At 74.4% G+C, this 21,809-nt stretch carries 26 protein-coding genes; 16 read left to right on the top strand and 10 right to left on the bottom strand.

Features of this window, described 5'->3' with window-relative positions; all coding sequences use genetic code 11:
• Positions 1–19 precede the first annotated feature (19 nt).
• Complete coding sequence (locus FB388_RS38105) at positions 20–850, top strand: helix-turn-helix domain-containing protein (RefSeq protein WP_142107479.1); 831 nt, start codon at positions 20–22, stop codon at positions 848–850.
• Here FB388_RS38105 and FB388_RS38100 read toward each other — a convergent pair.
• From FB388_RS38100 to FB388_RS38060, 9 genes are read right to left on the bottom strand one after another with little or no spacing between them, the layout of a single operon-like run.
• Entirely contained in the window at positions 843–1,115 is a 273-nt protein-coding gene (locus FB388_RS38100; RefSeq protein ID WP_142107478.1) for a DUF1905 domain-containing protein, read from the bottom strand. The genes FB388_RS38105 and FB388_RS38100 overlap by 8 nt on opposite strands.
• A 30-nt stretch (positions 1,116–1,145) precedes the next feature.
• Positions 1,146–1,583, bottom strand: a complete 438-nt coding sequence (locus FB388_RS38095) for a protein-tyrosine phosphatase family protein (protein WP_142107477.1) — start codon at positions 1,581–1,583, stop codon at positions 1,146–1,148.
• The gene (locus FB388_RS38090) at positions 1,580–1,978 is read right to left on the bottom strand and encodes a helix-turn-helix domain-containing protein (protein WP_142107476.1); all 399 of its coding nucleotides are present in this window, start codon (positions 1,976–1,978) and stop codon (positions 1,580–1,582) included. The genes FB388_RS38095 and FB388_RS38090 overlap by 4 nt, the downstream gene beginning before the upstream one ends.
• Positions 1,979–2,012: 34 nt before the next feature.
• Positions 2,013–3,233, bottom strand: coding sequence for an MFS transporter (locus FB388_RS38085; RefSeq protein ID WP_211362473.1), 1,221 nt, complete (start codon positions 3,231–3,233; stop codon positions 2,013–2,015).
• A complete protein-coding gene (locus tag FB388_RS38080; RefSeq protein ID WP_142107475.1) occupies positions 3,230–3,784 on the bottom strand; it encodes a GNAT family N-acetyltransferase in 555 nt (184 codons plus the stop codon). The genes FB388_RS38085 and FB388_RS38080 overlap by 4 nt, the downstream gene beginning before the upstream one ends.
• Positions 3,785–3,798: 14 nt before the next feature.
• Positions 3,799–5,331, bottom strand: a complete 1,533-nt coding sequence (locus FB388_RS38075; RefSeq protein WP_142107474.1) for an ABC transporter ATP-binding protein — start codon at positions 5,329–5,331, stop codon at positions 3,799–3,801.
• Positions 5,328–6,152 carry an ABC transporter permease gene (locus FB388_RS38070; RefSeq protein WP_142107473.1) on the bottom strand — a complete coding sequence of 275 codons (825 nt, stop codon included), beginning with the start codon at positions 6,150–6,152 and terminating at the stop codon, positions 5,328–5,330. Before FB388_RS38070 ends, FB388_RS38075 begins: the two co-directional genes overlap by 4 nt.
• Positions 6,149–7,102 carry an ABC transporter permease gene (locus FB388_RS38065; protein ID WP_142107472.1) on the bottom strand — a complete coding sequence of 318 codons (954 nt, stop codon included), beginning with the start codon at positions 7,100–7,102 and terminating at the stop codon, positions 6,149–6,151. Before FB388_RS38065 ends, FB388_RS38070 begins: the two co-directional genes overlap by 4 nt.
• Position 7,103: 1 nt before the next feature.
• Positions 7,104–8,630 (bottom strand): ABC transporter substrate-binding protein, encoded by a 1,527-nt coding sequence (locus tag FB388_RS38060; RefSeq protein WP_142107471.1) that lies wholly within the window; start codon positions 8,628–8,630, stop codon positions 7,104–7,106.
• A 52-nt stretch (positions 8,631–8,682) separates the two neighbouring features.
• Here FB388_RS38060 and FB388_RS38055 point away from each other — a divergent pair, with 52 nt between their 5' ends.
• The 12 genes from FB388_RS38055 to FB388_RS38000 all read left to right on the top strand — a co-directional run bounded on the left by FB388_RS38055 (position 8,683) and on the right by FB388_RS38000 (position 18,881).
• Entirely contained in the window at positions 8,683–9,909 is a 1,227-nt protein-coding gene (locus FB388_RS38055; protein WP_142107470.1) for an MFS transporter, read from the top strand.
• Positions 9,910–9,919: 10 nt separating this feature from the next.
• The gene (locus FB388_RS38050) at positions 9,920–10,267 is read left to right on the top strand and encodes a winged helix-turn-helix transcriptional regulator (protein WP_142107469.1); all 348 of its coding nucleotides are present in this window, start codon (positions 9,920–9,922) and stop codon (positions 10,265–10,267) included.
• A 76-nt stretch (positions 10,268–10,343) separates the two neighbouring features.
• Positions 10,344–10,982 carry an NADPH-dependent F420 reductase gene (locus FB388_RS38045; protein WP_142107468.1) on the top strand — a complete coding sequence of 213 codons (639 nt, stop codon included), beginning with the start codon at positions 10,344–10,346 and terminating at the stop codon, positions 10,980–10,982.
• An 11-nt stretch (positions 10,983–10,993) separates the two neighbouring features.
• The gene (locus FB388_RS38040) at positions 10,994–11,656 is read left to right on the top strand and encodes a cysteine hydrolase family protein (protein WP_142107467.1); all 663 of its coding nucleotides are present in this window, start codon (positions 10,994–10,996) and stop codon (positions 11,654–11,656) included.
• Positions 11,657–11,751: 95 nt separating this feature from the next.
• Positions 11,752–12,441 carry an AzlC family ABC transporter permease gene (locus tag FB388_RS38035; protein ID WP_142107466.1) on the top strand — a complete coding sequence of 230 codons (690 nt, stop codon included), beginning with the start codon at positions 11,752–11,754 and terminating at the stop codon, positions 12,439–12,441.
• A complete protein-coding gene (locus FB388_RS38030) occupies positions 12,438–12,758 on the top strand; it encodes an AzlD domain-containing protein (RefSeq protein WP_142107465.1) in 321 nt (106 codons plus the stop codon). The genes FB388_RS38035 and FB388_RS38030 overlap by 4 nt, the downstream gene beginning before the upstream one ends.
• 118 nt (positions 12,759–12,876) lie before the next feature.
• Positions 12,877–13,119: a hypothetical protein gene (locus FB388_RS38025; protein WP_142107464.1), complete on the top strand. Its 243-nt coding sequence runs from the start codon at positions 12,877–12,879 to the stop codon at positions 13,117–13,119.
• Between the two features lie 56 nt (positions 13,120–13,175).
• Positions 13,176–16,037, top strand: coding sequence for an AfsR/SARP family transcriptional regulator (locus FB388_RS38020; RefSeq protein ID WP_142107463.1), 2,862 nt, complete (start codon positions 13,176–13,178; stop codon positions 16,035–16,037).
• 87 nt (positions 16,038–16,124) lie between these two features.
• Positions 16,125–16,943 (top strand): class I SAM-dependent methyltransferase, encoded by an 819-nt coding sequence (locus FB388_RS38015; RefSeq protein ID WP_142107462.1) that lies wholly within the window; start codon positions 16,125–16,127, stop codon positions 16,941–16,943.
• Position 16,944: 1 nt separating this feature from the next.
• Positions 16,945–18,093: an acyl-CoA dehydrogenase family protein gene (locus tag FB388_RS38010; RefSeq protein ID WP_142107461.1), complete on the top strand. Its 1,149-nt coding sequence runs from the start codon at positions 16,945–16,947 to the stop codon at positions 18,091–18,093.
• A 72-nt stretch (positions 18,094–18,165) separates the two neighbouring features.
• Positions 18,166–18,540, top strand: coding sequence for a YidH family protein (locus FB388_RS38005; RefSeq protein ID WP_142107460.1), 375 nt, complete (start codon positions 18,166–18,168; stop codon positions 18,538–18,540).
• Positions 18,537–18,881 carry a DUF202 domain-containing protein gene (locus tag FB388_RS38000; protein ID WP_142107459.1) on the top strand — a complete coding sequence of 115 codons (345 nt, stop codon included), beginning with the start codon at positions 18,537–18,539 and terminating at the stop codon, positions 18,879–18,881. The genes FB388_RS38005 and FB388_RS38000 overlap by 4 nt, the downstream gene beginning before the upstream one ends.
• On the opposite strand, the gene add is transcribed toward FB388_RS38000, so the two are convergent.
• Positions 18,876–19,889, bottom strand: coding sequence for an adenosine deaminase (add, locus tag FB388_RS37995; protein WP_142107458.1), 1,014 nt, complete (start codon positions 19,887–19,889; stop codon positions 18,876–18,878). The two genes, FB388_RS38000 and add, sit on opposite strands and share 6 nt — an antisense overlap.
• 199 nt (positions 19,890–20,088) lie before the next feature.
• On the opposite strand from add, the gene FB388_RS37990 reads away from it, so the two are divergent.
• The 3 genes from FB388_RS37990 (at position 20,089) to FB388_RS37980 (ending at position 21,800) form a co-directional block, all read left to right on the top strand.
• On the top strand, positions 20,089–20,535 hold the full coding sequence (locus FB388_RS37990; RefSeq protein WP_142107457.1) for an SRPBCC domain-containing protein: 447 nt from the start codon (positions 20,089–20,091) through the stop codon (positions 20,533–20,535).
• Positions 20,532–20,885 (top strand): ArsR/SmtB family transcription factor, encoded by a 354-nt coding sequence (locus tag FB388_RS37985; protein WP_142107456.1) that lies wholly within the window; start codon positions 20,532–20,534, stop codon positions 20,883–20,885. Before FB388_RS37990 ends, FB388_RS37985 begins: the two co-directional genes overlap by 4 nt.
• Before the next feature lie 123 nt (positions 20,886–21,008).
• Positions 21,009–21,800 carry an SDR family oxidoreductase gene (locus FB388_RS37980; RefSeq protein ID WP_142107455.1) on the top strand — a complete coding sequence of 264 codons (792 nt, stop codon included), beginning with the start codon at positions 21,009–21,011 and terminating at the stop codon, positions 21,798–21,800.
• Positions 21,801–21,809: the final 9 nt, after the last annotated feature.

Genomic DNA, 21,809 nt, shown 5'->3' with positions numbered 1-21,809 from the left:
ACCCCCTACCCTCGGGGGCGTGACCGACAACGCGCTCGGCGCATTCCTGCGCGCCCGCCGGGAAGCGATCAGCCCGGCCGCGGTGGGTCTCCCCTCGGGGTCCCGCCGCCGCACACCCGGCCTGCGCCGGGAGGAGCTGGCGTCGCTCGCCGGCATCAGCGTCGAATACCTGACCCGCCTGGAACGGGGCAGCGACCGTCGCCCGTCCACGCAGGTGATCGGGGCGCTCGCCGATGTGCTCGCCCTCTCACCGGAGGAGCGGGTGCACGTGTACCGCATGGTCAAGGCGGTTACCGGCGACGTGTGCGTGCAGGCGCAGCCACCGTCGCCGACGGTGCGCCCCACCGTGCTCGCCCTGCTCGACCGGCTGGAGCCCACCCCGGCGTTCGTCGCCGCCCCGCACGGCGACGTGCTCGCCTGCACCGACGGGTTCCGCCGGCTCGCCGCGCCGATCGGGCTGTTCGACGCCACCGAGCCCAACCTCGTGCGGTTCACCTTCGACGCGCGGGCGCGCGCGGCGTTCCCGGACTGGGAGGCGGTGGCCGACGAGCGCACCGCCGCCCTGCGTGCGGCCGCCGACCTCGGCGACCGGACGGCCGCGGCGCTCGCCGACGAGCTGTCGATCACCGAGGGCGCCGTGTTCGCCCGCCGGTACGCCGCGGGCGGCACCGTGCCCGCCTCGACCGGGATCGAGCGGTGGGCGCACCCGGGGGTGGGCCCACTGCGCCTGGCGTACGAGAGCCTCCTGCTCGCCGGGTCCGAGGAGCTGCGCCTCGTCGCCTACCTGCCGGCCGACGCGGCCAGCTCCGACGCACTGGCCGAGCTCAAGGAACGGGCCCTGATCAGCTGAACCGCTGCTCGAGGCGGAACGCCACCTCCTCGCCTGCCCGGTGCTTGCCGATCAGCTTGCACAGCGCCGCCCGCACCGGCAGCCAGTGCGGGCCCTCGCCGGAGGGCATGAGGGTGGCGGTGAAGGGGTGGCCGTCGATCGTCCCGCCGACCTTCACGGCCCGGCGGGTGCCGAGCAGCTCGGCCGAGTCGGGGACCGTGATGTAGGTCGGGAAGGAGCCGTCCTTCTCCAGAGGGGCGGTGAACGAGTGGTCGAGATGCGTCATGGGAAGGGAGTCGCACGGCACGACGCGGATTCATCGGTGCTCGGCGAACCAGCGGATCCAGCGCCGCTGACCAGGGGTTTCCACCGCGCGTCGCCGGTAGTGGCCCCGGGTCCACGCCACCGCCTCCTCAGCGGGGCACCCGGCGAGCACGGCCATGCAGGCGATCACGGTTCCCGTGCGGCCCGTGCCCCCGTGGCAGGCGACCTCGACCCGCTCCCCCGAACGCGCCCGGCGATGGGCCTCGACGATCTGCGCGGCCGCCGCGTCGGCGTCGCGGGGGGTGCGGAAGTCGGGCCAGTCGATCCAGGCCGCAGGCCACTCGGGCCGCCAGGCCGTGCGGCGCCCCGGCAACCCGAGGTAGAGGCCGAACTCGGGCAGCGGCCCGTCGGGGAACGGCTCCCGGCGCCCGCGGCCACGCACGAGCGTGCCGTCGGGCAGTGCGATCGCGCCGGAGAGCGGGGCGGTCACGCCGCCTCCCCGGCCATCGCGGCGACGAACCGGAGCAGCTCCGCGTTCGCCTCGACCGACCCGACGACGATCACCTTGAGCCGGTCGCCGTCCCGCACCACGTCCACGTGCGGTGCCCGCGGGCCCTTCGGCAGTCCCCGGACCAGCGCTTCCAGGCGCTCCGCCGCGTCCGGGTCGATCCCGTCGACGTCGAGGACGCTCGTCGCCTCGATGCGGCGCGGCCTGCTGGACCCGCCGCTGCTCCCGGTCAGCGCCCGCAGGTCGGCGTCGGACACGCGGTACTGCTTGCCGATGCGCACCGCGCTCAGCCGGCCGTCCCGCACGTAGTTGCGCACGGTGCGGACGTGGAGGCCGAGCCGATCGGCGACGTCGTCAAGGGAGTACCACTCACTCATGCTCCCTATCCTTCCCTATGAAGGGGAGGTTGGGTCAAGATAGGTGCCCACGCCGCTGCATCAGCATCGTTCCGGTCGCGCCGGCGAGTCCCACGGCGAGCAGCGCCGCCGGGGCCGCGGCCCGCCAGGCGGGGCCGGCCAGGTCGAGCATCGCGCCGGTGGCGGCCATGACCGGGGCGGCCACCAGTGCGGACACCAGGTAGTAGAAGCCGTAGTAGGTGCCGAGGAGCCGCTCGCTCCCCACCACCGGCAGCAGCTGCATCGTGAACGGGTTGGCCAGCGCGATCCCGAGCGTGAAGAGCACGGCGCCCGCGAGCACCGGCAGCGCCGCGGCCGGGGCGAGGCCGGTCGCCGCCGGCAGCAGCGGCGCGGAGACCGCGACCGGCGCGAAGCCGGCGCCCATCAGCGCCAGCCCGACCGCGACGCACGTGCCGGGGGGCCAGCGGCGCCCGCCCCACGCGGCGACCCGCACGTACAGCGCGACGCCCGTGACGGTGGACACCGCGAAGAGCACGCCGACGGCGGCCGGCGTGCCGGTCACGCGCTGTGCCTCGAGCGGGAAGACGAGGTAGACCTGGTTGTACAGGGCGAAGTAGGCCGAGCCGCACAGCGTGAACGCCGCGAACCGGCGGTTGCGCACCACTGCGCCCCAGCTGCCGAGCACGCCATCGGCGTGGGGCTGGACCGGGTGCGCCGGCAGCACGAGCGCCTGCGCCACGGTGAGCAGCAGGAACGTCGCGCACGCCACGGCCGCGACCAGCCGGAAGTCCACGGCGAGCAGCGCCGCCCCCAGCAGCGGTCCGGCGAACGCCCCGGCGTCGGCGGCCGTGTTGAACACGGCGAAAGCCGCCGCGCGCTCCTCACCCGCCTCCCGGCTCAGGTACGCGCGCACCGCCGGGTTGAACAGCGCTCCCGCGAACCCGGTGAGCACCGCGGCCGCCACGAACCCGACCGGCGAGGTGACGAGCGCGAACAAGCCGAAGGCGAGCACGCGCAGCGCGCAGCCGAGCACGATCACCGGGCGGGCGCCGAGCCGGTCGGCCGCGGTGCCGCCCACGAGGAAGAGCCCCTGCTGGGAGAGGGTGCGCACCCCGAGCACCACACCGACCAGCGCCGCGGCGTAGCCGAGGTCGTCGACGAGGTGGGTCGCGAGGTACGGCACGACCATGTAGAAGCCGACGTTGATCCCGAACTGGTTGACCACGAGCAGCCGGGCCGCCGGGGTGAGCGCCAGGAACCGCGAGCGGACGCTCACGCGACGGGCACGTCCAGCGGCAGCTCGAAGTGCACGGTCGCGAAGCGGGGGTCGTGCTCCTCGCCCCGGTCGTCGCGGATCTCGACGACCGGCAGCGAGCGCCAGAACGGCTCGGCGGCCGGGACCCTGGTGTTGGTGTGCAGGTAGATCACGCGGAAGCCGCCGTCCGCTCGGACGAACTCCTGGCAGGCGGCCACGAGGCGGCGCGCGAGGCCGTGCCTGCGGTGCTCGGGCAGCGTCGCCACCCGCAGCAGCTGCGCCACGGCCTGCCGGTCGGCGTAGCGGTGGCCCAGCTCCGCCGGGTGCGGCGGCACGTTCGGTCCGCCGACCCGGACGGCCGCCGTCGACACCACGATGCCCGCCAGGTCGACCGCGACGAACATGGCCTGCCGCGGGTTGTCCACGTAGGTCTCGACCGGCCGGTCGAGGTCCCAGTGCCACTGCGGCTGGTAGCCGTAGCCGAGATCGGCTTCGGCGGCGTGCAGCACGACGGTGCGGGCGCCGTCGAGGTCCTTCCGGGTCGTGGCGCGGCGGATCGCGTACCGGGTCACGTGGTCCTCTCTCGTCAGCCCGCGAGCGGGTCGGTCGGGTAGGCGGCCAGCAGGGCCCGGGTCCGGGAGTGCGCGGCGTCGCTGCGCAGGCGGGCGACCGGGAGGTCCTCGACCAGCCGCCCGCCGTCGAGCACGGCGATGCGGTCGCACAGCCGTTCCAGCACGTGCAGGTCGTGGGAGACGACGAGGGCCGTCATGCGGTGCTCGGCCACCACCTGCGACAGCACGCGGATCAACTCGGCCTGCAGCGTGACGTCGAGCGCGGACGCCGGCTCGTCGGCCACCAGCACGCGGGGCCGCACGGCGAGCGCGCGGGCGATCGCCACCCGCTGGCACTGCCCGGTGGACAGGGCGTTCGGGCGGCGATCGGCCGCCCCGTCCAGCCCGACGGCAGCCAGCAGCTCGTGTGCCCGCGCCCGCCGAGCGGCCCGGGTGCCGATCCGGTGGAAGTCGAGCGGGTCGGCGACCAGCTGCGCGGCCGTCCGCCACGGGTTGAGCGACGCGCGGGGGTCCTGCGGCACCAGCTGCACGGCGCGGCGCACCGCCTGCCACCCCCGCTCCGCGGGGTCGATGCCGGCGAGCTGCAGCTCGCCCGCGTCCGGGCGCTCCAGCCCGAGCAGGCAGCGCAGCAGGGTGGTCTTGCCCCCGCCGCTGCGTCCGGCGATGCCCACCACCTCTCCCTCGCCGACGTCGAGGTCGAGCCCGTCCAGCACGCGCGCGCCGGCGTAGGACCTGGTCAGCCCGCGCACGCGGATCGCGGGGGCGCCGCCTGCCCGGGGCGCCGGGCGGCGCGGCGGCAATGCCCACGGGACGTCGCGCACCAAAGCGCGGGTCGCCTCGTGCACCGGGTCGCCGAGCACGCGGGCGGCGGTGCCCTGCTCGACGATCCGGCCGCGGTGCAGCACCGCCACGCGGTCGGCGAGCGCGGCGGCCACCGTCACGTCGTGGGTGACGAGCACGACGGCCGTGCCGGCGGCCGCCCGCTCGCGCAGCCTGGTCACCAGTTCCTCGCGGGCCGGTCCGTCCAGCGCGGTGGTCGGCTCGTCGGCCAGCACCAGCCGTGGCTCGCCCGCCACCGCGAGCCCGAACCCGACGCGCTGCGCCATGCCGCCGGAGAGCTCGAAGGCACGCTTGGCAGCCACCGGAGCAGGATCGGCGAACCCGCTCGCCCGCAGCAACGGCTCGGATCGACCCGGGTCGCCGCTCACCTCGGTGAGCAGGGAGTGCACCCGGCGCAGCGGCGTGAGCGCGAGCGCCGGGTCCTGGAACACCATGCCGATCTCCCGGCCCCTGACCCGGCGCCACGCCCCGCGGGCGGTCAGGTCGATCCGTCCCGCGTCCGTGCGCAGGGCGAGCTCCCCCACCCGCACCCGTCCCGGGGCGGGGACCAGGCCGAGCAGGGCTCGCAGCAGCGTCGACTTCCCCGATCCGCTGCCCCCGAGCACGACGACCGCCTCCCCCGCGTCGACGTCCAGGTCCACCCCGTCGAGGACGGTCCGGCCCGCGTACTCGACGGTGAGCCCGCGGACCGACAGCAGGCCCGTCACGACGCCACCGTCTGGGTGGACCGGTCGAGCACGTCACGCAGGCCCTCGCCCACGCACGTCAGCGCGAACACGGTGACCAGCACCGCCAGGCCGGGCCCCAGCACGAGGTGCGGGCTCGACAGCGCCACCCCGCGCGCCTCGGCGAGCATCGCGCCCCACTCCGCGGCGGGCGGCTGCGCGCCCATCCCGAGGAACGACAGGCCGGCGACGGTCGCGATCAGCTGCCCCGCCTCCACGGCGGTGAGCACGGCCAAGGGCCCGATCAGGCGCGGCCGGATCTCGGTGCGCAGCAGGTGGGCGCGGGACGCGCCGAGCGCGCGGGCGGCCACCGCCGACGGCTCGGCCAGCGCCGACCGCACGAGCGCCCGGGTCAGCCGCGCGAACGGCGCCCACCACACCAGCAGCGCGCCGCCGAGCACGGCGGTGAGCGAGGGACCGCGCAGCCCGACGAACGCCAGGATCACGATCACGGCCGGGAAGGCGACGACCCCGTCGACCAGCCGGCGTCCCAGGTCGTCCAGCCGTGGTCCGGCGAGGCCGACGGCGATGCCGATCGCGGCCCCGACGGCGATCACCGCGAGCATGGTGGCCCCGGTCTGGAGCAGGGTGTTCTGCCCGCCGTGCAGCACGCGCGATGCGGTGTCGCGGCCGAACCGGTCGGTGCCGAGCCAGTGCTCGCCGCCCGGTGGGGCCGAGCGCGGCCCCACTTCCTGGGCGACCGGGTCGAACGGGGCCAGCCACGGCGCCGCCAGCGTCGCCAGCACGACGGCCGAGAGCAGGACGACGCCCACGGTGAGCAGGCCACGGCCGGTCGGCCTCATGCCACCGCCTCCGCCCGTGCGTCCTGGCGGGGGTCGACGAGCCGGCCCGCGAGGTCGACGCCGCGGTTGACCAGCACGACGAGCGCTGTGGCGAGCACGACGTACGCCTGCACGACCGGGTAGTCCTGCGCCGCGATCGCGTCCACGGCGAAGAGGCCGACACCCGGCCACGTGAACACGGCCTCGGTGATGATCGAGCCGGTGACCAGGGAGGCGAAGGCGAGCCCGCCCAGGATCAGCACGGGACCAACCGCGGGCCGCAGGACGTGGCGCAGCAGGGTGCGCCCAGGGGATGCGCCACGGGCGAGCGCGGCGACGGCGTAGAGCCGGCCGCGCTCGGCCACGAGCGAGGCCCGCAGCACCCGCGACATCGTCGGGGTCACGGCGATGCCGAGGACGAGCGCCGGCAGCCAGATCCGGTCGAGGCTCGCCGGTCCGGCGATCCGGTAACCGGTGGTGCCGGTTGCGACCTGCAGCGCGAGCGTGCCGAGCAGGAACGACGGCACCGCGACCGTGGCGAGTGTCGCCAGCCGCACGACCTGGTCCACCGGCCCGTCCGGTCGGCGGCCGGCCAGCAGGGCGAGGCCGCAGGCGAGCACCACGGCCACGGCGAACCCGGCCGTGCCGAGCGCGACGCTCGCGGGCAGCCGGTCGAGCATCTCGTCCAGCACGGGCTGCCCCGTGCGGTACGAGGTGCCCCAGTCGCCACCGACCATGCGCGCCAGCCAGAGCGCGTACTGCTCGGGCAGCGACCGGTCGAGGCCGAGCTCGACGAGCCGCTCGGCCCGGATCCGGTCCTCGTCCTCCCGGCTCAGCGAGATCCCGCCCGACTCGCCGAGCTGCACGTCCACCGGGTCGCCGGGAGCGGAGCGGACCATCGCGAACACGACCGCCGAGGCCACGAGCAGCATGCCCGCGGTGCCGGCGAGCGATCGGAGGAGAGCGCGCACGTCACCCGCCGAGCGAGAGGCCGGGCTGCACGAGGTTCTCGTACTGCAGCGGGTGCGCGGCGAAACCGCCGACCCGGCTCGCCACCGCTGTCGCCTGGGGGCGCGGGTGCACCGGGACGGCCGGGACGACCTCGGCGTGCAGCGCGTTGAGCTCCAGCACCGCTGCGGTGCGCGCCTGGTCGTCAGCGGCCGTGTTCGCGCGCTGGACCAGCTCGGCGACCTGCGGCAGGTCGTAGTGGCCGTAGTTGCCCGACCCACCGGGCGAGAGCTGCACGGAGAACAGGCTCGGCACATTGCCGAGCGTGGTGAACGCCGCGGTCTGCGCGTCCCAGTCGCCGCGCTCGCGCGCCTGCTGCACCAGCGCGTTGTCGACGTAGGACAGGTCCACGTCCGCCCCGAGCGCGTCCCACTGGGACTGCAGCACCTCACCGGTTGGGCCCTCGGTCCCCCAGGTCTGGAGCCGGAACGCCAGCGGAACGCCGTCCTTCGCGCGCCTTCCGTCCGGCCCGCGGACCCAGCCGGCCTCGTCGAGGAGCCGGCCTGCGAGGTCGGGGTCGTAGCGCGTGAAGCCCTGCTGGTCGGCCTGGGGGTAGGCGGGGTTGGACGCGAGCCAGCTCGGCGCCGGCTCGGTGAGCCCCTCGCCCGCGATCTCCGCGACCGCCTCGCGGTCGACGGCCCACGCGAGCGCACGGCGGACCCGCTCGTCGGCCAGCGCGGGCGACGCGGGGTTGAGGTACACCGCGACCGTGTTGGCAGCCGGCGCGCCGACGAGGGTCAGGCCGTCCGCTTCCCTGAGCTCGGGTACCGCGGAGCTGGGCAGCAGGTCGACGATGTCGGCCTGCCCGGCCAGCGCGATCTGCGCCCGCGCCTGCGGGTCGGCCACCTGCTGCACCGTGATCGTCTCGACCGTGGGCGCCTGACCCCACCAGTTCGGGTTCCGCTGCAGCGTCACCTCGCGCTCGGCGTCGAAGCCGGTCACGCGGAACGGCCCGGTGAGGTCGGCCTCGGCCGGGCCCGCCGGGGCGGTGAGCCCGCGGTAGGCGGCGACGTTGTGGATCTGCAGCTCGTAGTGGGAGAGCGTGTAGTCCAGGAACGGCGCAGGCCCGGTGCTCCGGACGGTGAGGGTGCGCAGGTCGACGACGGAGACCGTCAACCCCTCCAGGAGGTCGCCCGCGAGCTCGTTCTCGGCAGCGGAGCGCTCAAGCGACGTCCGCACGGCCTCGGCGTCCACCGGCGCGCCGCTGTGGAACCGCGAGCCCTCGCGGAGCACGACGGTCCAGGTGTCGGGGGCGGTCTGCTCGATCGACTCGGCCAGCTCGGGCGCCACCGTGCCGTCGGCCCGGATCTTCGCGAGGGACTCGCCCACCCCGTACGCGCGCAGGTAGCTCGTGGTCAGCGCCTCCGCGGGATCGAGGGTGGCGTTGATCTTGGCGACGGCGAGCGTGAGCCCGCCGTCCGCGGCCCGGTCTCCGCCGGCGCAGGCGCTCGCGAGCAGGGCGGAGACGAGCAGGGTCAGGATGCGGCGCACGAGCAGGGAGGGTAGATGAATATGATTACCGTCTTCCAGTAGTTCTGATCACATGGCGGCTCGTGCATTGAACTTGTTGTTGCCATCTATATGCAAGAATCCGCTCGTGCGCGATACCGCGTTCCTGCGGCTGTGGACCGGCATCACCGCTTCCGGCCTCGCAACGTGGGCTCTGCCGTTCCTGCTGGCGCTCGCCGTCCTCGACGGCTCGCTCGACGCCACCGGCCTCGGCCTCGCGCTCGCCGCCCGCACCGCCGGGTTCCTCGCCGCCGTCCCGGCCGCTGGCGTGCTGGCCGACCGGTACCCGCGGCGCACGGTCGTCGCCTGGTCGGCGGCCGCCGCGGCCGTCGCCAGCCCGGTCGCCGCTGCCGGCCTCGGCACGTCCACGCTCGTGCTCGCGGTCGCGGCGGCCGTCGTCGGGGCGGGGCAGGGGGCGTGCAGGCCGGCGTTCCAGGCGCTCACCGCGGAGGTCGTCGCACCCGAGCGGCGCCAGCAGGCCAACGCCGCCATGACGATCGCAGTGCGGGTCAGCGTCCTCGTCGCACCGTCGGTCGCCGCGCTGCTGGCCCTCGCCGTCGACGTCCACACGCTGGTCGCGGGCACCGGCGCGCTCTGGCTCGTCGCGGCCCTGCTGCCACCCAGGGGCGCCGTCGCCGCACCGCCCACCCGGAGCCCGTTCCTGCGCGAGTTCGCCGACGGCCTCGCCGAGGCCCGGCGCCACCCCTGGTTCCTCGCGGGCCTCGCCGCGCTCACCGCGGTGATCGCCACCGGCTACTCCGCCACCGGTGTCGCGCTCCCCCTGATCGCCCGCGACCGCTACGGCACCGAGGCCGTACTGGCGGCCGCCACCACCGGGTACGCCCTCGGCGCGCTGGCCGGCGCGTTCCTCGTCGTGCGCTGGAGACCCGCCGCGCCCGGCCGGGTCGCCCTCGGCGGTCTTGCGTGCTACGCGCTCGCCCCGCTCGCGCTCCTGCTCCCCGTGCCGGCCGCGGTGCTCGTCGCCGCATACGTCGTCACCGGGATCGGGATCGAGCTGTTCAACGTCCCGTGGTTCACCGCGACCCAGCGCGAGGTCGACCCGAGGCTGCTCGCCCGCGTGTCGAGCGTCGACTTCCTGTTCTCCTACGGCCTCGCCCCGCTCGGACTCGCCCTCATCGCGCCCGCGATCACGGTGTTCGGCGCCGGCCCGGTCCTGCTCGCCTGCGCCCTGGTGTGCCTCGCCGCCCCGGCGGCGGCGATGCTGGTGCCGGGCACGCGCGCCTTCTCCCGTCGCCTGTGAGACTGACCGGGTGGAGACCGACGTGTTCCTGGCGGACTGCCCGGCGCGCACCACGCTCGACCTGGTCGCCGGCACCTGGTCGGTCGTCGTCGTGTTCGCCCTGCGCGAGGGCCCGATGCGGCACGCGGAGCTCCTGGAGCGCATCGGCGGCATCTCGAAGAAGGTGCTCACGCAGACGCTGCGCCGCCTCGAGGGCAGCGGGCTCGTGCGGCGCCGGGCGATCCGATCGGCCCCACCGGGCGCCGAGTACGCCCTCACCAGCCTGGGCGAGAGCCTCGTCGAGCCCGTGACCGTGCTCGCCCGGTGGGCGGAGCAGCACGCCGAGCAGGTCGCCACCGCTCGCGACGGCGCGCCGTAGGGCACCCGGCGGTACCCCACGGACCAGCACGCTCGGATCCGGCACCGGGCGCCCGCCCGGGCCGGGAGGAGTCGGTATGAGGATCGGCATCATCGGGGCGGGCCGGATGGCGGCCGTGCTGGCGCAGCGGTGGGTGGCCGCCGGGCACGAGGTCATGATCGGGGCGCGCGACGCGGAACGCGGCAAGGTGCTCGCCGCCCGCCTCGGCCCCGACGTCCCGAGCGGGACGCTGCGCGAGGCCGCGGTGTTCGGCGAGGTCGCGCTGCTCGCTATCTGGCCGACCGACGTGATCCCCGCGCTGCTGGCGGCAGGGGCCGCGGACGGGACGCTCGCCGGCCGCACCCTGATCGACTGCAACAACCCGGTCGAGACGATGAGCTTCACGCTCACCACCGGCGAGGTGTCGCTGGCCGAGCAGGTCGCCCGCCTCGCGCCCGGCAGCCGGGTCGTGAAGGCGTTCAACCAGTGCCACGCGGACGTCTGGGCGATGGACCCCCCGGTCTTCGACGACCGGCCGCTCGTCGTCCCGCTCGCCGGGGACGATCCGGCGGGCAAGGACCTCGTGGCCGGCCTCGTCCGCGACACCGGGTGCGAACCGTTGGACGTCGGACCGCTGCACCGCGCCCGGCACCTGGAGGCGATGGCCGCGGTCGTGATCGGCCTGCTGTACGGCGGCGCCCCGACGCACACGGTCTTCAACCTGGTGGACGCCTGATACTGCGGATCATGACCGAGGCGCGGCCCCAGAGCTGGTCCATCGAGGAGCGCGAGTACGCGCGGCAGGAGTCCAGGCGGGGGCAGCGGTTCGCCTACGAGGTGCTCGATCCGGTGCGCACGGCCCTCGTCGTGGTGGACATGGTGCCGTTCTTCGCCGACGCGGGCCCCCACTTCCGCGGGATCGTGCCGAACATCAACGCCATCGCCTGCGGCCTGCGGGAGGCAGGCGGGACCGTCGCGTGGGTGCTGCCCGAGGTCGGACCACCCTCGGAGTGGGCGACCGGCTTCTACGGACCCACCGTCGCCGCGATGTTCGCCGCGTCCGGCGGCACGGGCTCGCCGCACGAGCGGCTGTTCCCGGAGCTGGACGCGCGGGCCGACGACGTGTGGGCCGAGAAGTCGGCGCCCAGCGCGTTCTTCCCTGGCCGGTCGACGCTGCCCGCGGCGCTCGCAGCGCGGAACGTGGACACCGTGCTGGTCACCGGCACGGTCACGAGCGTCTGCTGCGAGTCGACCGCGCGGGACGCCGCCACGCTCGGCTACCGCGTCGTGTTCGTGGCCGACGGCACGGCGGACGTGCGGGACTCGGTCCGCAACGCGACGCTGCGGACCGTCTACCGCAGCTTCGGCGACGTCCGGCCCACGACCGCGGTGCTCGAGTTGATCTCGTGACGGCGGTGCGCGCCGCTCAGCTCCACCAGGCCTCTGAGCAGGCGATTTCACGAACGTGACGGCCCCGCCGATGCGGCGTTGCCCACGGTGTTCACATGACCCACCCACCGGCCACCGCCCGGGACCTGCGCGCCGCGCGCGACACCCTTCCGGTCGCGCTGAGCGTCGCGCCGTTCGGGCTCGTCATTGGGGCGACCGCCACCCAGCTCGGGGTTCCGCCCCTCGCCGACATGGCTGCGGCAGCCACCGTGTTCGCCGGGGCCGCGCACTTCGCGCCACTGACGATGTTCGCGGCAGGCGCAGGCGTGCTCGCCGCGCTCGGCACCGCGGTACTGATCAACGCCCGCCTGCTGCTGTACTCCGCTGCGCTGGAGCCGCGGTTCCGCGACCAGCCGCGCTGGTTCCGCTGGTTCGGCCCCGCCCTGCTGATCGACCAGACCTACCTCATGGTCCTCGCCCGCGACGACCTCGGCGACCCGGCGCGCTTCCGCCGGTACTGGCTCGTCGGGGGCGGGTTGTTGCTGGCCACCTGGGTGGCCGTGGTGGGCATCGGCGGCGTGCTCGGCCCCTTGCTCCCGGCCGGTTCCCCGTTGGACGCCGCCGCCGTCGTGGTGTTGGCAGGCATGCTCGGGCCACGGCTGGCCGCGGTGCGCCCCGCCCTGATCGCGTTCACGGCGCTGGTCGTCGCCGTCGTGGCAGCGCCACTGCCCGGCGGTGTCGGGCTGGTCGCGGGGATCGTCGCCGGGATCGCAGCGGGCGCCCTGCTCGACCGGACGCCGTCATGAGCGCCGTCACGATCGTCGCGACCCTGGTCGCGGCGGGCGCAGTGTCGTGGCTCCTCCGGGTCACACCGATCACCCTGCTGCCCGCCGGGCGGCTCCCGGCCTCGGCGCGACGGCTGCTCGACCACGCCGCACCGGCGGCCATCGCCGCGATGGTCGGAGCGGGCATCGCGGGCGGCTCGGCCTTCTCCGACCTCGGGCCCCGGGTGCCGGTGCTGCTCGGCGCGGTCGTGGCCGCGCTGATCGCGTGGCGGCGCCGCGGTCTGGTCCTGCCGGTCGCGGCGGGGCTGGTGGTGGCCGTCGCGCTCACCGCTCTGTGAGGCGTCGGCGCGCTGAGCTGCGCGTGAGTCGGTGAAGGGCGATCGGGGTCACATTTCTCGAGGCAGCGAGCGAACCTCGCCCGGCCTGCGACGTCTTTCTGTACGGAGGGTTGAGCCAATGTCCATCTTGAACCTGACCGGACGCGACCGAGCGCTGCTGCGCGCGGTGGCCGCCGGTCGCTGCGACATCACCGCCACGGGCGTCCCGGACCTGCGGGTGGACGGCCGGTGGTTCTGCGACCAGACCCGCGCGCACGTCCTCATCGCGGCCGGGCTGCTGGTCCGGGCCGGCGGGACGACGCCCCGGGTCACCCCGGCCGGCCGAGCCGCACTCGACGAGTACGAGCGCCCTGCCGCCTGACGGCCCTGTTCCCGCGGGTCGCGCCGGCGCAGACTGGGCCGGGCGGTGACGCGCGTATGACGGTGGAGTTCCGGCTGCTCGGCGACGTCGAGGTGGGTTTCGACGGCCGCCTGGTCGACACCGGCCACACCCGGCAGCGCGCCGTGCTCGCCGCGCTGCTGGTCGACGTCGGCCGGCCCGTCCCCGCCGACCAGCTCATCGACCGGGTGTGGGCGGACCGCCCGCCCTACCGGGCCCGCAACGCCCTGTCCGCCTACGTGTCACGGCTGCGCGGGGTGCTCACCGGCGTCGACGGCGTGCGGATCACCCGCGGCCCCGGCGGCTACCTCCTCGCGGTTGATCCGCTGACGGTCGACCTGCACCTGTTCCGGCACCTGGTCTCCCGCGGCCGGGCGGCGGAGCAGCCGGCGGAGGCGGCGGCGCTCTACGCGCGGGCCCTCGACCTGTGGCGGGGCGACCCCTTCCCCACGCTCGACGTTCCGTGGTTCGCCGACCTGCGCACCGCGCTGGAGGCCGAGCGGCTCGCCGCCACGCTGGACCGCAACGACGCGGCACTCGGCGCCGGCCGGCACGCGGAGCTCATCGCCGAGCTCACCGCCGCGGCCGGAGCCCACCCGTTCGACGAGCGCCTGGCCGGGCAGCTCATGCTCGCCCAGTACCGCAGCGGTCGGCAGTCCGACGCGCTCGCCACCTACCAGCGGATCCGCCGCCGCCTCGTCGAGGACCTGGGCAGCGAACCCGGTCCCGCTTTGCGCGCGGTGCACCAGCAGATCCTCGACGCCGATGCGGGCGCACCACCCGTGGCTCCTCGCGCACGCCCGTCCCGCGGCAACATCGAGCGGCGCCCGACCCGCTTCGTCGGCCGGGACGACGACGTCCGCCGGGTCGAGGAGGCCCTGCGTGACGGCCCGCTGGTCACGCTGAGCGGCGTCGGAGGGGTCGGCAAGACCAGGCTGGCCGTCGAGGTCGCGCGTCGAGCGCGGTTCGCCGACGGGATGTGGCTGTGCGAGCTCGCCCCGCTGTCCGACGGCACGGCCGTGGGCCATGCCCTGGCCGCGGCGCTCGGGGTGCAGCAACAGCAGGGGCTCGGGATCGAGCAGACGATCACCGACTACCTCGCCGGTCGCCACCTCCTGCTCGTGGTGGACAACTGCGAGCACGTCCTGGACGCAGCGGCCCGGGTCGTCGACCGGATCGTGCGGCACTGCCCGTCGGTTGCGGTGCTCGCGACCAGCCGGGAACCGCTGGGCGTCGAGGGCGAGCGGGTCGTCCCGGTGCATCCCCTGCCCGACTCCGATGCGGCAGCGCTGTTCGCCGACCGCGCGAAGGCGCATCGACCGGAGTTCGGCCTCGATCCGGGCGTCGCGGAGGCGGTGGGCGAGATCTGCCGTCGGCTCGACGGGCTTCCCCTCGCCATCGAGCTGGCCGCCGCCCGGATCCGCGCGATGTCGGCAACGGAGCTCGCGCAGCGCCTGGACAGCTCCCGGCTCGTGCACGCGACCCGCGGTGCCGCACCCCGGCACCAGAGCCTCGTCGCCGCGATCGACTGGTCCTACCGGCTGCTCTCCGAGCCGGAACGGGCCCTGTTCGCCCGGCTGTCGCTGTTCGCGGGCGGGTTCGACCTCGACGCAGCCCACGGCGTCTGCGCCGAGCAGGGGAGCGCCGAGGAGGACACCCTCGACCTGCTGATCGGGCTCGTCGACAAGTCCATGGTCATCGCCCGCCACGGGGCCGGCCGGTCGCGCTACCTGGTTCTGGAGACGCTGCGGGCGTACGGGCGGGACCGCCTCGACGAGGCCGGCCTCGCCGACCGCTTCGCCCGGCGGCATGCCGCGCACTTCACCGCGCTCGCCGAGCGGGGTGCCCGGGCCGTGCAGGGCCCCGACGAGCGGATCTGGGTGGAACGGGTGCTGCCCGACTACGACAACCTGCGCGCCGCGTTCGAGCGCGCGGTCGCCGACCGGGACGCCGACCTCGCGATGCGGCTGGTCACATCGCTCCCCGAGCTCGCCCACCTGCGAGTGGGCTACGAGTCGGCGACCTGGGCCGAGCGGACCCTCGATCTGGCCGATCCGGGACACCCGCTGTACGCCGCCGCGGCGGGAGCGGCCGCGCGGGGGGCGTGGAACCGCGGGGACTTCGCCCGCGCACGGGCGCTCGCCGCGCTCGCGGGAGGACGGGTGCCCGGGCGCGGCACCGGCCGGGTGGCCTACCCCGGCGACGTCCTCGCCGACGTGGCCCTCTACGCGGACGACCCCGGCGCGGCCCTGCGCCACTACAGCGCGGAGGTGGAGCGGGCGCGCCGCGACGACGACCCGATCCGGCTCGTCTGGACCCTCTACTACGTCGCGGTGTGCCACGCCGTGCTGCGCAACCCGGAGCAGGGGCTGCCCGCCGCGGAGGAGGCCGTGCGCGTGGCCGACCCGACGGCCAACCCGACCGCGCAGTCGATGGCCAGGTACGCGCTCGGCCTGGTGCTCAAGAAGTCCGACCCGGAGCGGGCACTCGCGCTGTTCGACGAGGCGGGCGAGCTCGCCGCCTCGGTGCGCAACTTCTGGTGGCACGGCATCGCGCTCATGGAGCGCGCAGCCACGCGGGCCGTGCACGACGATCCCCGGCGTGCCTGCCGCGAGTTCCTCGACGTCCTCGACCACTGGGAGCGGGTCGGCGACTGGAGCCAGCAGTGGATCGCGCTGCGGTACGTGGTGCGCCTGCTGGCCCGGGTCGACGCCGCCGAGGCCGCCGTCACGCTGCACGCCGCGCTCGGCGCCGCCGGCAGGCCCTCCCCGCTGGACGCGGCCCGGCCCGCCCGCGTCCTCGGCGACGAGCGGTACGCCGCCGCATCGGCAGCCGGCAGGTCGCTCGCCGGCTCAGCGGTCGTCGCGTACGCCCGCGAAGCCCTGAGCCACCACGCCTGACCAGCGCATTTCACGATCCTCGAAGGAGCGCCGATGCGCAGGCGCGCAAGCTCAGCGGCACCTGATCCCGAACTTTGCGAGGACAACATGACCACCACGGCCAACGCCGACCGCGAGCTGAAGGCCCGGCACCGCGCGCTGTGGGCGTCCGGCGACTACCCCGCCGTCGCCGCCGAGCTCATCCCCCAGCTCGGACCGGTGCTGGTGGAGGCGGCCGGCGTCCGGTCGGGGCAGCGCGTGCTCGACGTCGCCGCGGGCTCCGGCAACGCGGCCGTCCCGGCCGCCGCCACCGGCGCCGACGTCACGGCGTCCGACCTGACACCGGAGCTCTTCGACGCAGGCCGGCGGATCGCCGCCGAGCAGGACGTCGACCTCACCTGGACGGAGGCGGACGCCGAGGCCCTCCCCTTCCCCGACGACGGGTTCGACGTGGTGCTGTCCTGCGTCGGCGCCATGTTCGCGCCCCGGCACCAGGCGGTCGCCGACGAGCTGGTCCGGGTGACCCGTCCCGGCGGGACCATCGGTTTGATCAACTGGACGCCGCAGGGTTTCATCGGCAACCTCTTCGCGACGATGGCGCCGTACGCGCCGCCACCCCCGCCCGGCGCCACCCCGCCGCCGCGATGGGGCGACGAGGAGCACGTCCGCGGGCTGTTCGGCGACCGGGTCGTCGACCTCGAGATGCGACGCCGGCGCGTACGGATGGCGAACGACCTCGATCCCACCGGGTTCCGCGAGTACTGGAAGCGCAACTACGGGCCGACGATCGCGGTGTACAAGTTCAACGCCGACCGGCCGGAGCGGATCGCCGACCTCGACCGCGACTTCCTGCAGTTCCTCACCACGTGGAACGACGGGAACGGCTGGGAGGCCGAGTACCTGCTCGTCACCGCCCGGAAGCGGTGAGATGACCACGACGGCACCCTCCCCGCTCGCCGCCCTGGGCCTGCTCGCGCCGCGCATCGAGCAGACCCGGGCGGCGGCTGCCGCCCAGCGGCGGCTCCCGGACGAGCTCGCCCGCGCCATGGCCGAGGCCGGGCTGTTCGGCATGCTCGTCCCGCGGGCGCTCGGCGGGCTCGAACTCGACCCCCTCGCAGCCGCAGACGTGGTGGAGGAGGCGTCCCGGATCGACGGCTCCGCCGGGTGGGCCGTCATGATCGGCGCCCAGTCCGCGTGGTTCGCCGCGTTCCTGCCGCTGTCCGTCGCCAGGCAGGTCGTCGGCCGGCCCGCGGCGACACTGGCCGGCGTGCTGCGACCGGGCGGTCGGGCGGTTCCCGTCGACGGCGGCTACCGGGTGAGCGGGCGGTGGGGGTTCGCGAGCGGCTGCACGTACGCGGATCACCTGTACGGGACGTGCGCGGTGGAGCGGCCGGGCGGACAGCGCGAGCTGCGGTTGGTCTACGTGCCCGCCGCCGATGCCACGGTCCTCGACACGTGGCGCTCCGTCGGGCTGCGCGCCACCGGCAGCCACGACTTCGCCCTGCAGGACGTCACCGTCGCCGCGGACTGGACGCTGCCCATGCCCGTGCTGGGCGCGGCCCGGCACGACGGGCCGCTCTACCGCGACGGGTACCAGAACCTCGTCTTCGTCCTGCAGGCCGCGCAGGCGCTCGGCGTGGCCCGCGGCGCGCTCGTCACGTTCACCGAGCTCGCATCGGACACCGTGCGCTGGCTGAGCGGGGCGCCGCTGCGCGACCGGCCGATGGTGCAGATCACGGTCGCGCGGGCCGAGGCGAAGATCGCGTCGGCCCGGGCGTGGCTGCGGGAGGTGGTCGCCGAGGTGTGGGACACCATCCTCGCGGGCAACCCGCCCGGCCCGCGGCAGCGGATCCAGGTGCGCCTCGCGATCACCCACGCGATCTCCACGTCCGTGGGCGTGGCCGACGTCCTGCAGCGGGTGGCGGGCGCGGTCGCGGTGGCCGAGGACCACCCGCTGCAACGGCAGTTCCAGGACCTGCGCACGGCCGCGGCGCACGTACAGGCCGCGCCGAGCATCTTCGAACTCGCCGGTGGACTGCTCCTCGGTGCGGACGTCCCCCCGTCCGTGCTCCTGTGAACTGGAGATCCCCGTCTCATCCACTGGGAGATCCTTCGATATGACCGGACATTGAGGTGCACACTGGCCCTGATGAGCAGCCCGGTGACGCCCCGTCGGTTCCCCCGTTGGGTGTTCGGGGAGGGCAGCGAGCCCGACCCGCGGTTCACGCTCGCCAACGAGCGCACGTTCCTCGCCTGGATCCGCACCGCGCTCGCACTGCTCGCATGCGGCGTCGCGCTCGAGGCCGTCGCCCCGCCGATGCAGCCCCAGCTGCGGCTCGCCGCCTCCGTGCTGCTGATCGTCCTGGGCCTGCTGACGCCGGTGCAGGCGTGGTTCGCCTGGAGCCGCGACGAGCGCGCCATGCGCAACGGCAGGCCGCTCTCCGCGCCCGCACTGATGGTGCCGCTGGCCGTGGGGAGCGCGATCACGGGTGTGCTCCTGCTGGCAGCGCTGCTGCTGCGATGAGCGACGGGGGCCGGCGGTTCGATCCCGGGCTGCAGCCGGAACGCACGGCGCTGGCCTGGCGGCGCACCGGGCTGGCCGTGGCCGTCGGGGCGATCGCGGGCACCCGTGTGCTCTTCCCGACGCTGGGAGTGGGAGCGGTCGTGGTCGGATTGCTCGGGCTGGGCCTGGCCGCGCTGCTCGTCCTCGGCTCGACGCGCCGCGCACGCCGTGCAGAGGCCTGCCTCCTGCAGGACGGCAACCTGGTCTCCGGCCCTGGCGGGCGGCTGGTGGCGGCGGTGTGCGTGGCCTCCACGGCCATCGGGGTCGCGGCGCTGGTCGCGGTGGTGGGACCGCACCTATAGCGCGGCGTAGTCCCCCAGCTCGGCGAGGTAGCGGGCGCGCTGCTCGTCCGGCAGCCAGGCGATCTCGAACGCGTTGCGCTCCAGCTGCACCAGCTCGGCCGGGGTGAGGTCGGCGGACCTCGCCAGTGCGAGCAGGTTCTCGGAGACGTAGCCGCCGAAGTAGGCCGGGTCGTCGGAGTTGACGGTGACGCGGACACCATCGCGCAGCAGCCGGGCGATCACCGCGGCCTTCATGTCGCCCGTGACGAACCCGTTGGAGATCGGGCAGCAGGTGAGCCCCACGCCGCGCTCACGCACGATCTCCAGCAGCCGCGGGTCCTCCACCACGTTCGTGCCGTGGTCGATGCGCTCGACCCGGATGTCCTCGAGCGCCTGCCGGATGTGCTCGGTGGTGTTCTCCTGGTCGACGTCGCAGTGCATCGTGAGGTGCAGCCCCTCGTCGCGGGCCTTCGCGAACACCTCGGCGAACTTCGCGGGCGGGTTGCCCCGCTCGTCGGAGTCGAGACCGAGGCCGAGGACCAGGTCCTTGAACGGCAGCGCGGCGTCGAGCGCCTCCATCGCGCTGTCGGCGGGGAGATCGCGGACGATGCACATGATCAGGGCACCCGCCACGCCGAGATCGCGTTCGGCGTCCTGCAGCGCGCGGTGGTAGCCGCGGACCACGGCCTCGAACGGCACCCCGCGCCCCATGTGCACCTGGGGGTCGAAGAACACCTCGGCGTAGCGGACGTTCTGCGACGCCGCGCGCACGAGGTAGGCGTGGGCGAGTTCGTAGAAGTCCTGCTCGGTGACGAGCACGTCCATCGCCGGGTAGTAGACGGCGAGGAACGACGCCAGCGAGTCGAACCGGTAGGTGCCGCGGACCTCCTCGACCGTGCGCTGCCCGATGTCCACCCCGTTCCGCTCCGCGAGGGCCAGCTTCAGCTCCGGCTCGAGCGTGCCCTCCAGGTGCACGTGCAGCTCGCACTTGGGAAGGCCGGCCACGAACTCACCGAGCTCCACGTCCATGCAGGCATCGTGCTCCCCCGCTCGGCGGTTCGCGACCCGTCCGCCCGATCGGGTGTGGGGCGCTTTCGATGGACGACCAGCCTCCCGACAACGTGCTACTTGCTGGTTGCACGTCATCGCGCGAACGCGCTACCCTAGGGTTGCGCCTCGATCGGAGCCCGGCGCACGGCACGTCCGACGGCAGCGCGAGGAGAGATCGATGAGTGCGGACCGGATCGAAAGCGACACGCTGATCGACGCCTCCCTGGCAACGGTGTGGTCGCTGGTGGCCACCCCCGCGTTCTGGGTGGCCGACGAGGCGAGTGTGGCGGGGACCGTGGCCGAGGAGGGCGCTTCGCTGGTCGCCAAGAACCCCAATGTCGGCGAGGTCTCGGTGCGCGTCGAGAAGGTGGAGCCGCCCACGTATGTCGCGTACCGCTGGGCGAGTGCGTTCCCCGGGGAGGAGTTGCGGGCCGACAACAGTACGCTCGTCGAGTTCATGTTGAGCACGGAAGACGGCAAGACGCGGCTTCGCGTCGTCGAGAGCGGGTTCGCCACATTGGGCACGTCCGAGGAACTGCGCGACAAGACGGTGCGGTTCAACACCGACGGCTGGTCGCAGGTGTTCGACGTGGTCAGGAAGCGCGCCGAAGAACCCTCGATGTGACCACGGAACGGCACGGGTCGAGCGAGCCGGTCGGCGACGTACTCGCGGCGCTGGCCGACCCGACGCGACGTCGACTGCTCGACCTCCTCGCCGAACAGGGTGCCGGCACCGCGACCACCCTCGCCGAACGACTTCCCGTTTCGCGGCAAGCTGTGGTCAAGCACCTCGCCGTGCTGGATGCCGCCGGGCTGGTCTCGGGAAACCGGGTGGGACGCGAGGTCCGCTACACGGTCCAGCCCGCCGCGCTGGACGCGACCGCGCGGTGGATGACGGCGCTGGCGGCCGACTGGGACCGCAGGCTGGCGTACATCAAGCGGATCGCCGAGGAAGCAGAGCGGAACTCGCATTAGCGACTGATTCTGTTCGTTCTGCTCCGGCTGCTCGTGCAATGGAATCGCGGCTGACGTCTGCCGCGGCGACATCAAACAGATCTGGCGCAGCTTTCGCTGCAGCCATGGAACAGGAGTGCCCGAATGGATCTGCAACTGACCGGGAAGACGGCCGTCGTCACGGGTGGCAGCAAGGGGATCGGCCTGGCCGTCGTCCGCACCCTGATCGACGAGGGGATGCGCGTGGTCACCGGCTCGCGCACCATCACCCCCGGGCTGAAGGAGACCGGGGCCGTGCCCCTGACCGTCGACCTCACCACCGCGGAAGGGCCGGCCGAGCTCATCGACGGAGCCCTCCACGAGCTCGGCGCCATCGACCTGCTCGTCAACAACGTGGGCGTCGGCGACACGGACGACTTCGCCAAGGGCGCCCTGCTCAACCTGCTCGAGCTGCCGGACGACGCGTGGGAACACACCTTCGACCTGCACTTCTACAGCGCGCTGCGGGTCAGCCGTGCCGCGCTCCCCAGCCTCGTCGAGCGCCGGGGCACGATCATCAACGTCTCGTCGGTCGGAGCGCGCGCCCTCGCAGCGGGCCCCGCCGACTACAACGTCTCCAAGGCCGCGCTCAGCGCCCTCACCAAGGTGATCGCCGAGCAGTTCGGACCGCGGGGCGTCCGTGCGATCACGGTGTCGCCGGGACCGGTGAGCACCGGGGTGTGGGTCGATCCGGACGGCTTCGTGGCCCGCCTGGCGGAGGCGCAGGGCGTCTCCCACGAGTCCTTCGTGGAGCAGGCGATGAGCGGGCTCGGCGTGACGACCGGACGGATGAGCACCCCGGAGGAGGTGGCGCGGCTCATCGCCTTCCTGGCGTCGCCGAACAACATCACCGGCAACGAGTACCTCGTCGACGGCGGAATGATCAAGAACGCGTGATGGACACCG

Source organism: Pseudonocardia cypriaca (assembly GCF_006717045.1).
Lineage (GTDB): Bacteria > Actinomycetota > Actinomycetes > Mycobacteriales > Pseudonocardiaceae > Pseudonocardia > Pseudonocardia cypriaca.
The sequence above is the reverse complement of the archived record's forward strand: the minus strand, read 5'-3'. Positions and strand labels throughout refer to the sequence as shown.

Bases quoted from the DNA above. Each gene is read 5' to 3' on its own strand.
- FB388_RS38100 (WP_142107478.1), bottom strand. From the start codon at position 1,115: ATGACGCATCTCGACCACTCGTTCACCGCCCCTCTGGAGAAGGACGGC.
- FB388_RS38090 (WP_142107476.1), bottom strand. From the start codon at position 1,978: ATGAGTGAGTGGTACTCCCTTGACGACGTCGCCGATCGGCTCGGCCTC.
- FB388_RS38070 (WP_142107473.1), bottom strand. From the start codon at position 6,152: ATGAGGCCGACCGGCCGTGGCCTGCTCACCGTGGGCGTCGTCCTGCTC.
- FB388_RS38055 (WP_142107470.1), top strand. From the start codon at position 8,683: ATGGCGGCTCGTGCATTGAACTTGTTGTTGCCATCTATATGCAAGAAT.
- FB388_RS38045 (WP_142107468.1), top strand. From the start codon at position 10,344: ATGAGGATCGGCATCATCGGGGCGGGCCGGATGGCGGCCGTGCTGGCG.
- FB388_RS38040 (WP_142107467.1), top strand. From the start codon at position 10,994: ATGACCGAGGCGCGGCCCCAGAGCTGGTCCATCGAGGAGCGCGAGTAC.
- FB388_RS38035 (WP_142107466.1), top strand. From the start codon at position 11,752: ATGACCCACCCACCGGCCACCGCCCGGGACCTGCGCGCCGCGCGCGAC.
- FB388_RS38030 (WP_142107465.1), top strand. From the start codon at position 12,438: ATGAGCGCCGTCACGATCGTCGCGACCCTGGTCGCGGCGGGCGCAGTG.
- FB388_RS38025 (WP_142107464.1), top strand. From the start codon at position 12,877: ATGTCCATCTTGAACCTGACCGGACGCGACCGAGCGCTGCTGCGCGCG.
- FB388_RS38020 (WP_142107463.1), top strand. From the start codon at position 13,176: ATGACGGTGGAGTTCCGGCTGCTCGGCGACGTCGAGGTGGGTTTCGAC.
- FB388_RS38015 (WP_142107462.1), top strand. From the start codon at position 16,125: ATGACCACCACGGCCAACGCCGACCGCGAGCTGAAGGCCCGGCACCGC.
- FB388_RS38010 (WP_142107461.1), top strand. From the start codon at position 16,945: ATGACCACGACGGCACCCTCCCCGCTCGCCGCCCTGGGCCTGCTCGCG.
- FB388_RS38005 (WP_142107460.1), top strand. From the start codon at position 18,166: ATGAGCAGCCCGGTGACGCCCCGTCGGTTCCCCCGTTGGGTGTTCGGG.
- FB388_RS38000 (WP_142107459.1), top strand. From the start codon at position 18,537: ATGAGCGACGGGGGCCGGCGGTTCGATCCCGGGCTGCAGCCGGAACGC.
- add (WP_142107458.1), bottom strand. From the start codon at position 19,889: ATGGACGTGGAGCTCGGTGAGTTCGTGGCCGGCCTTCCCAAGTGCGAG.
- FB388_RS37990 (WP_142107457.1), top strand. From the start codon at position 20,089: ATGAGTGCGGACCGGATCGAAAGCGACACGCTGATCGACGCCTCCCTG.
- FB388_RS37980 (WP_142107455.1), top strand. From the start codon at position 21,009: ATGGATCTGCAACTGACCGGGAAGACGGCCGTCGTCACGGGTGGCAGC.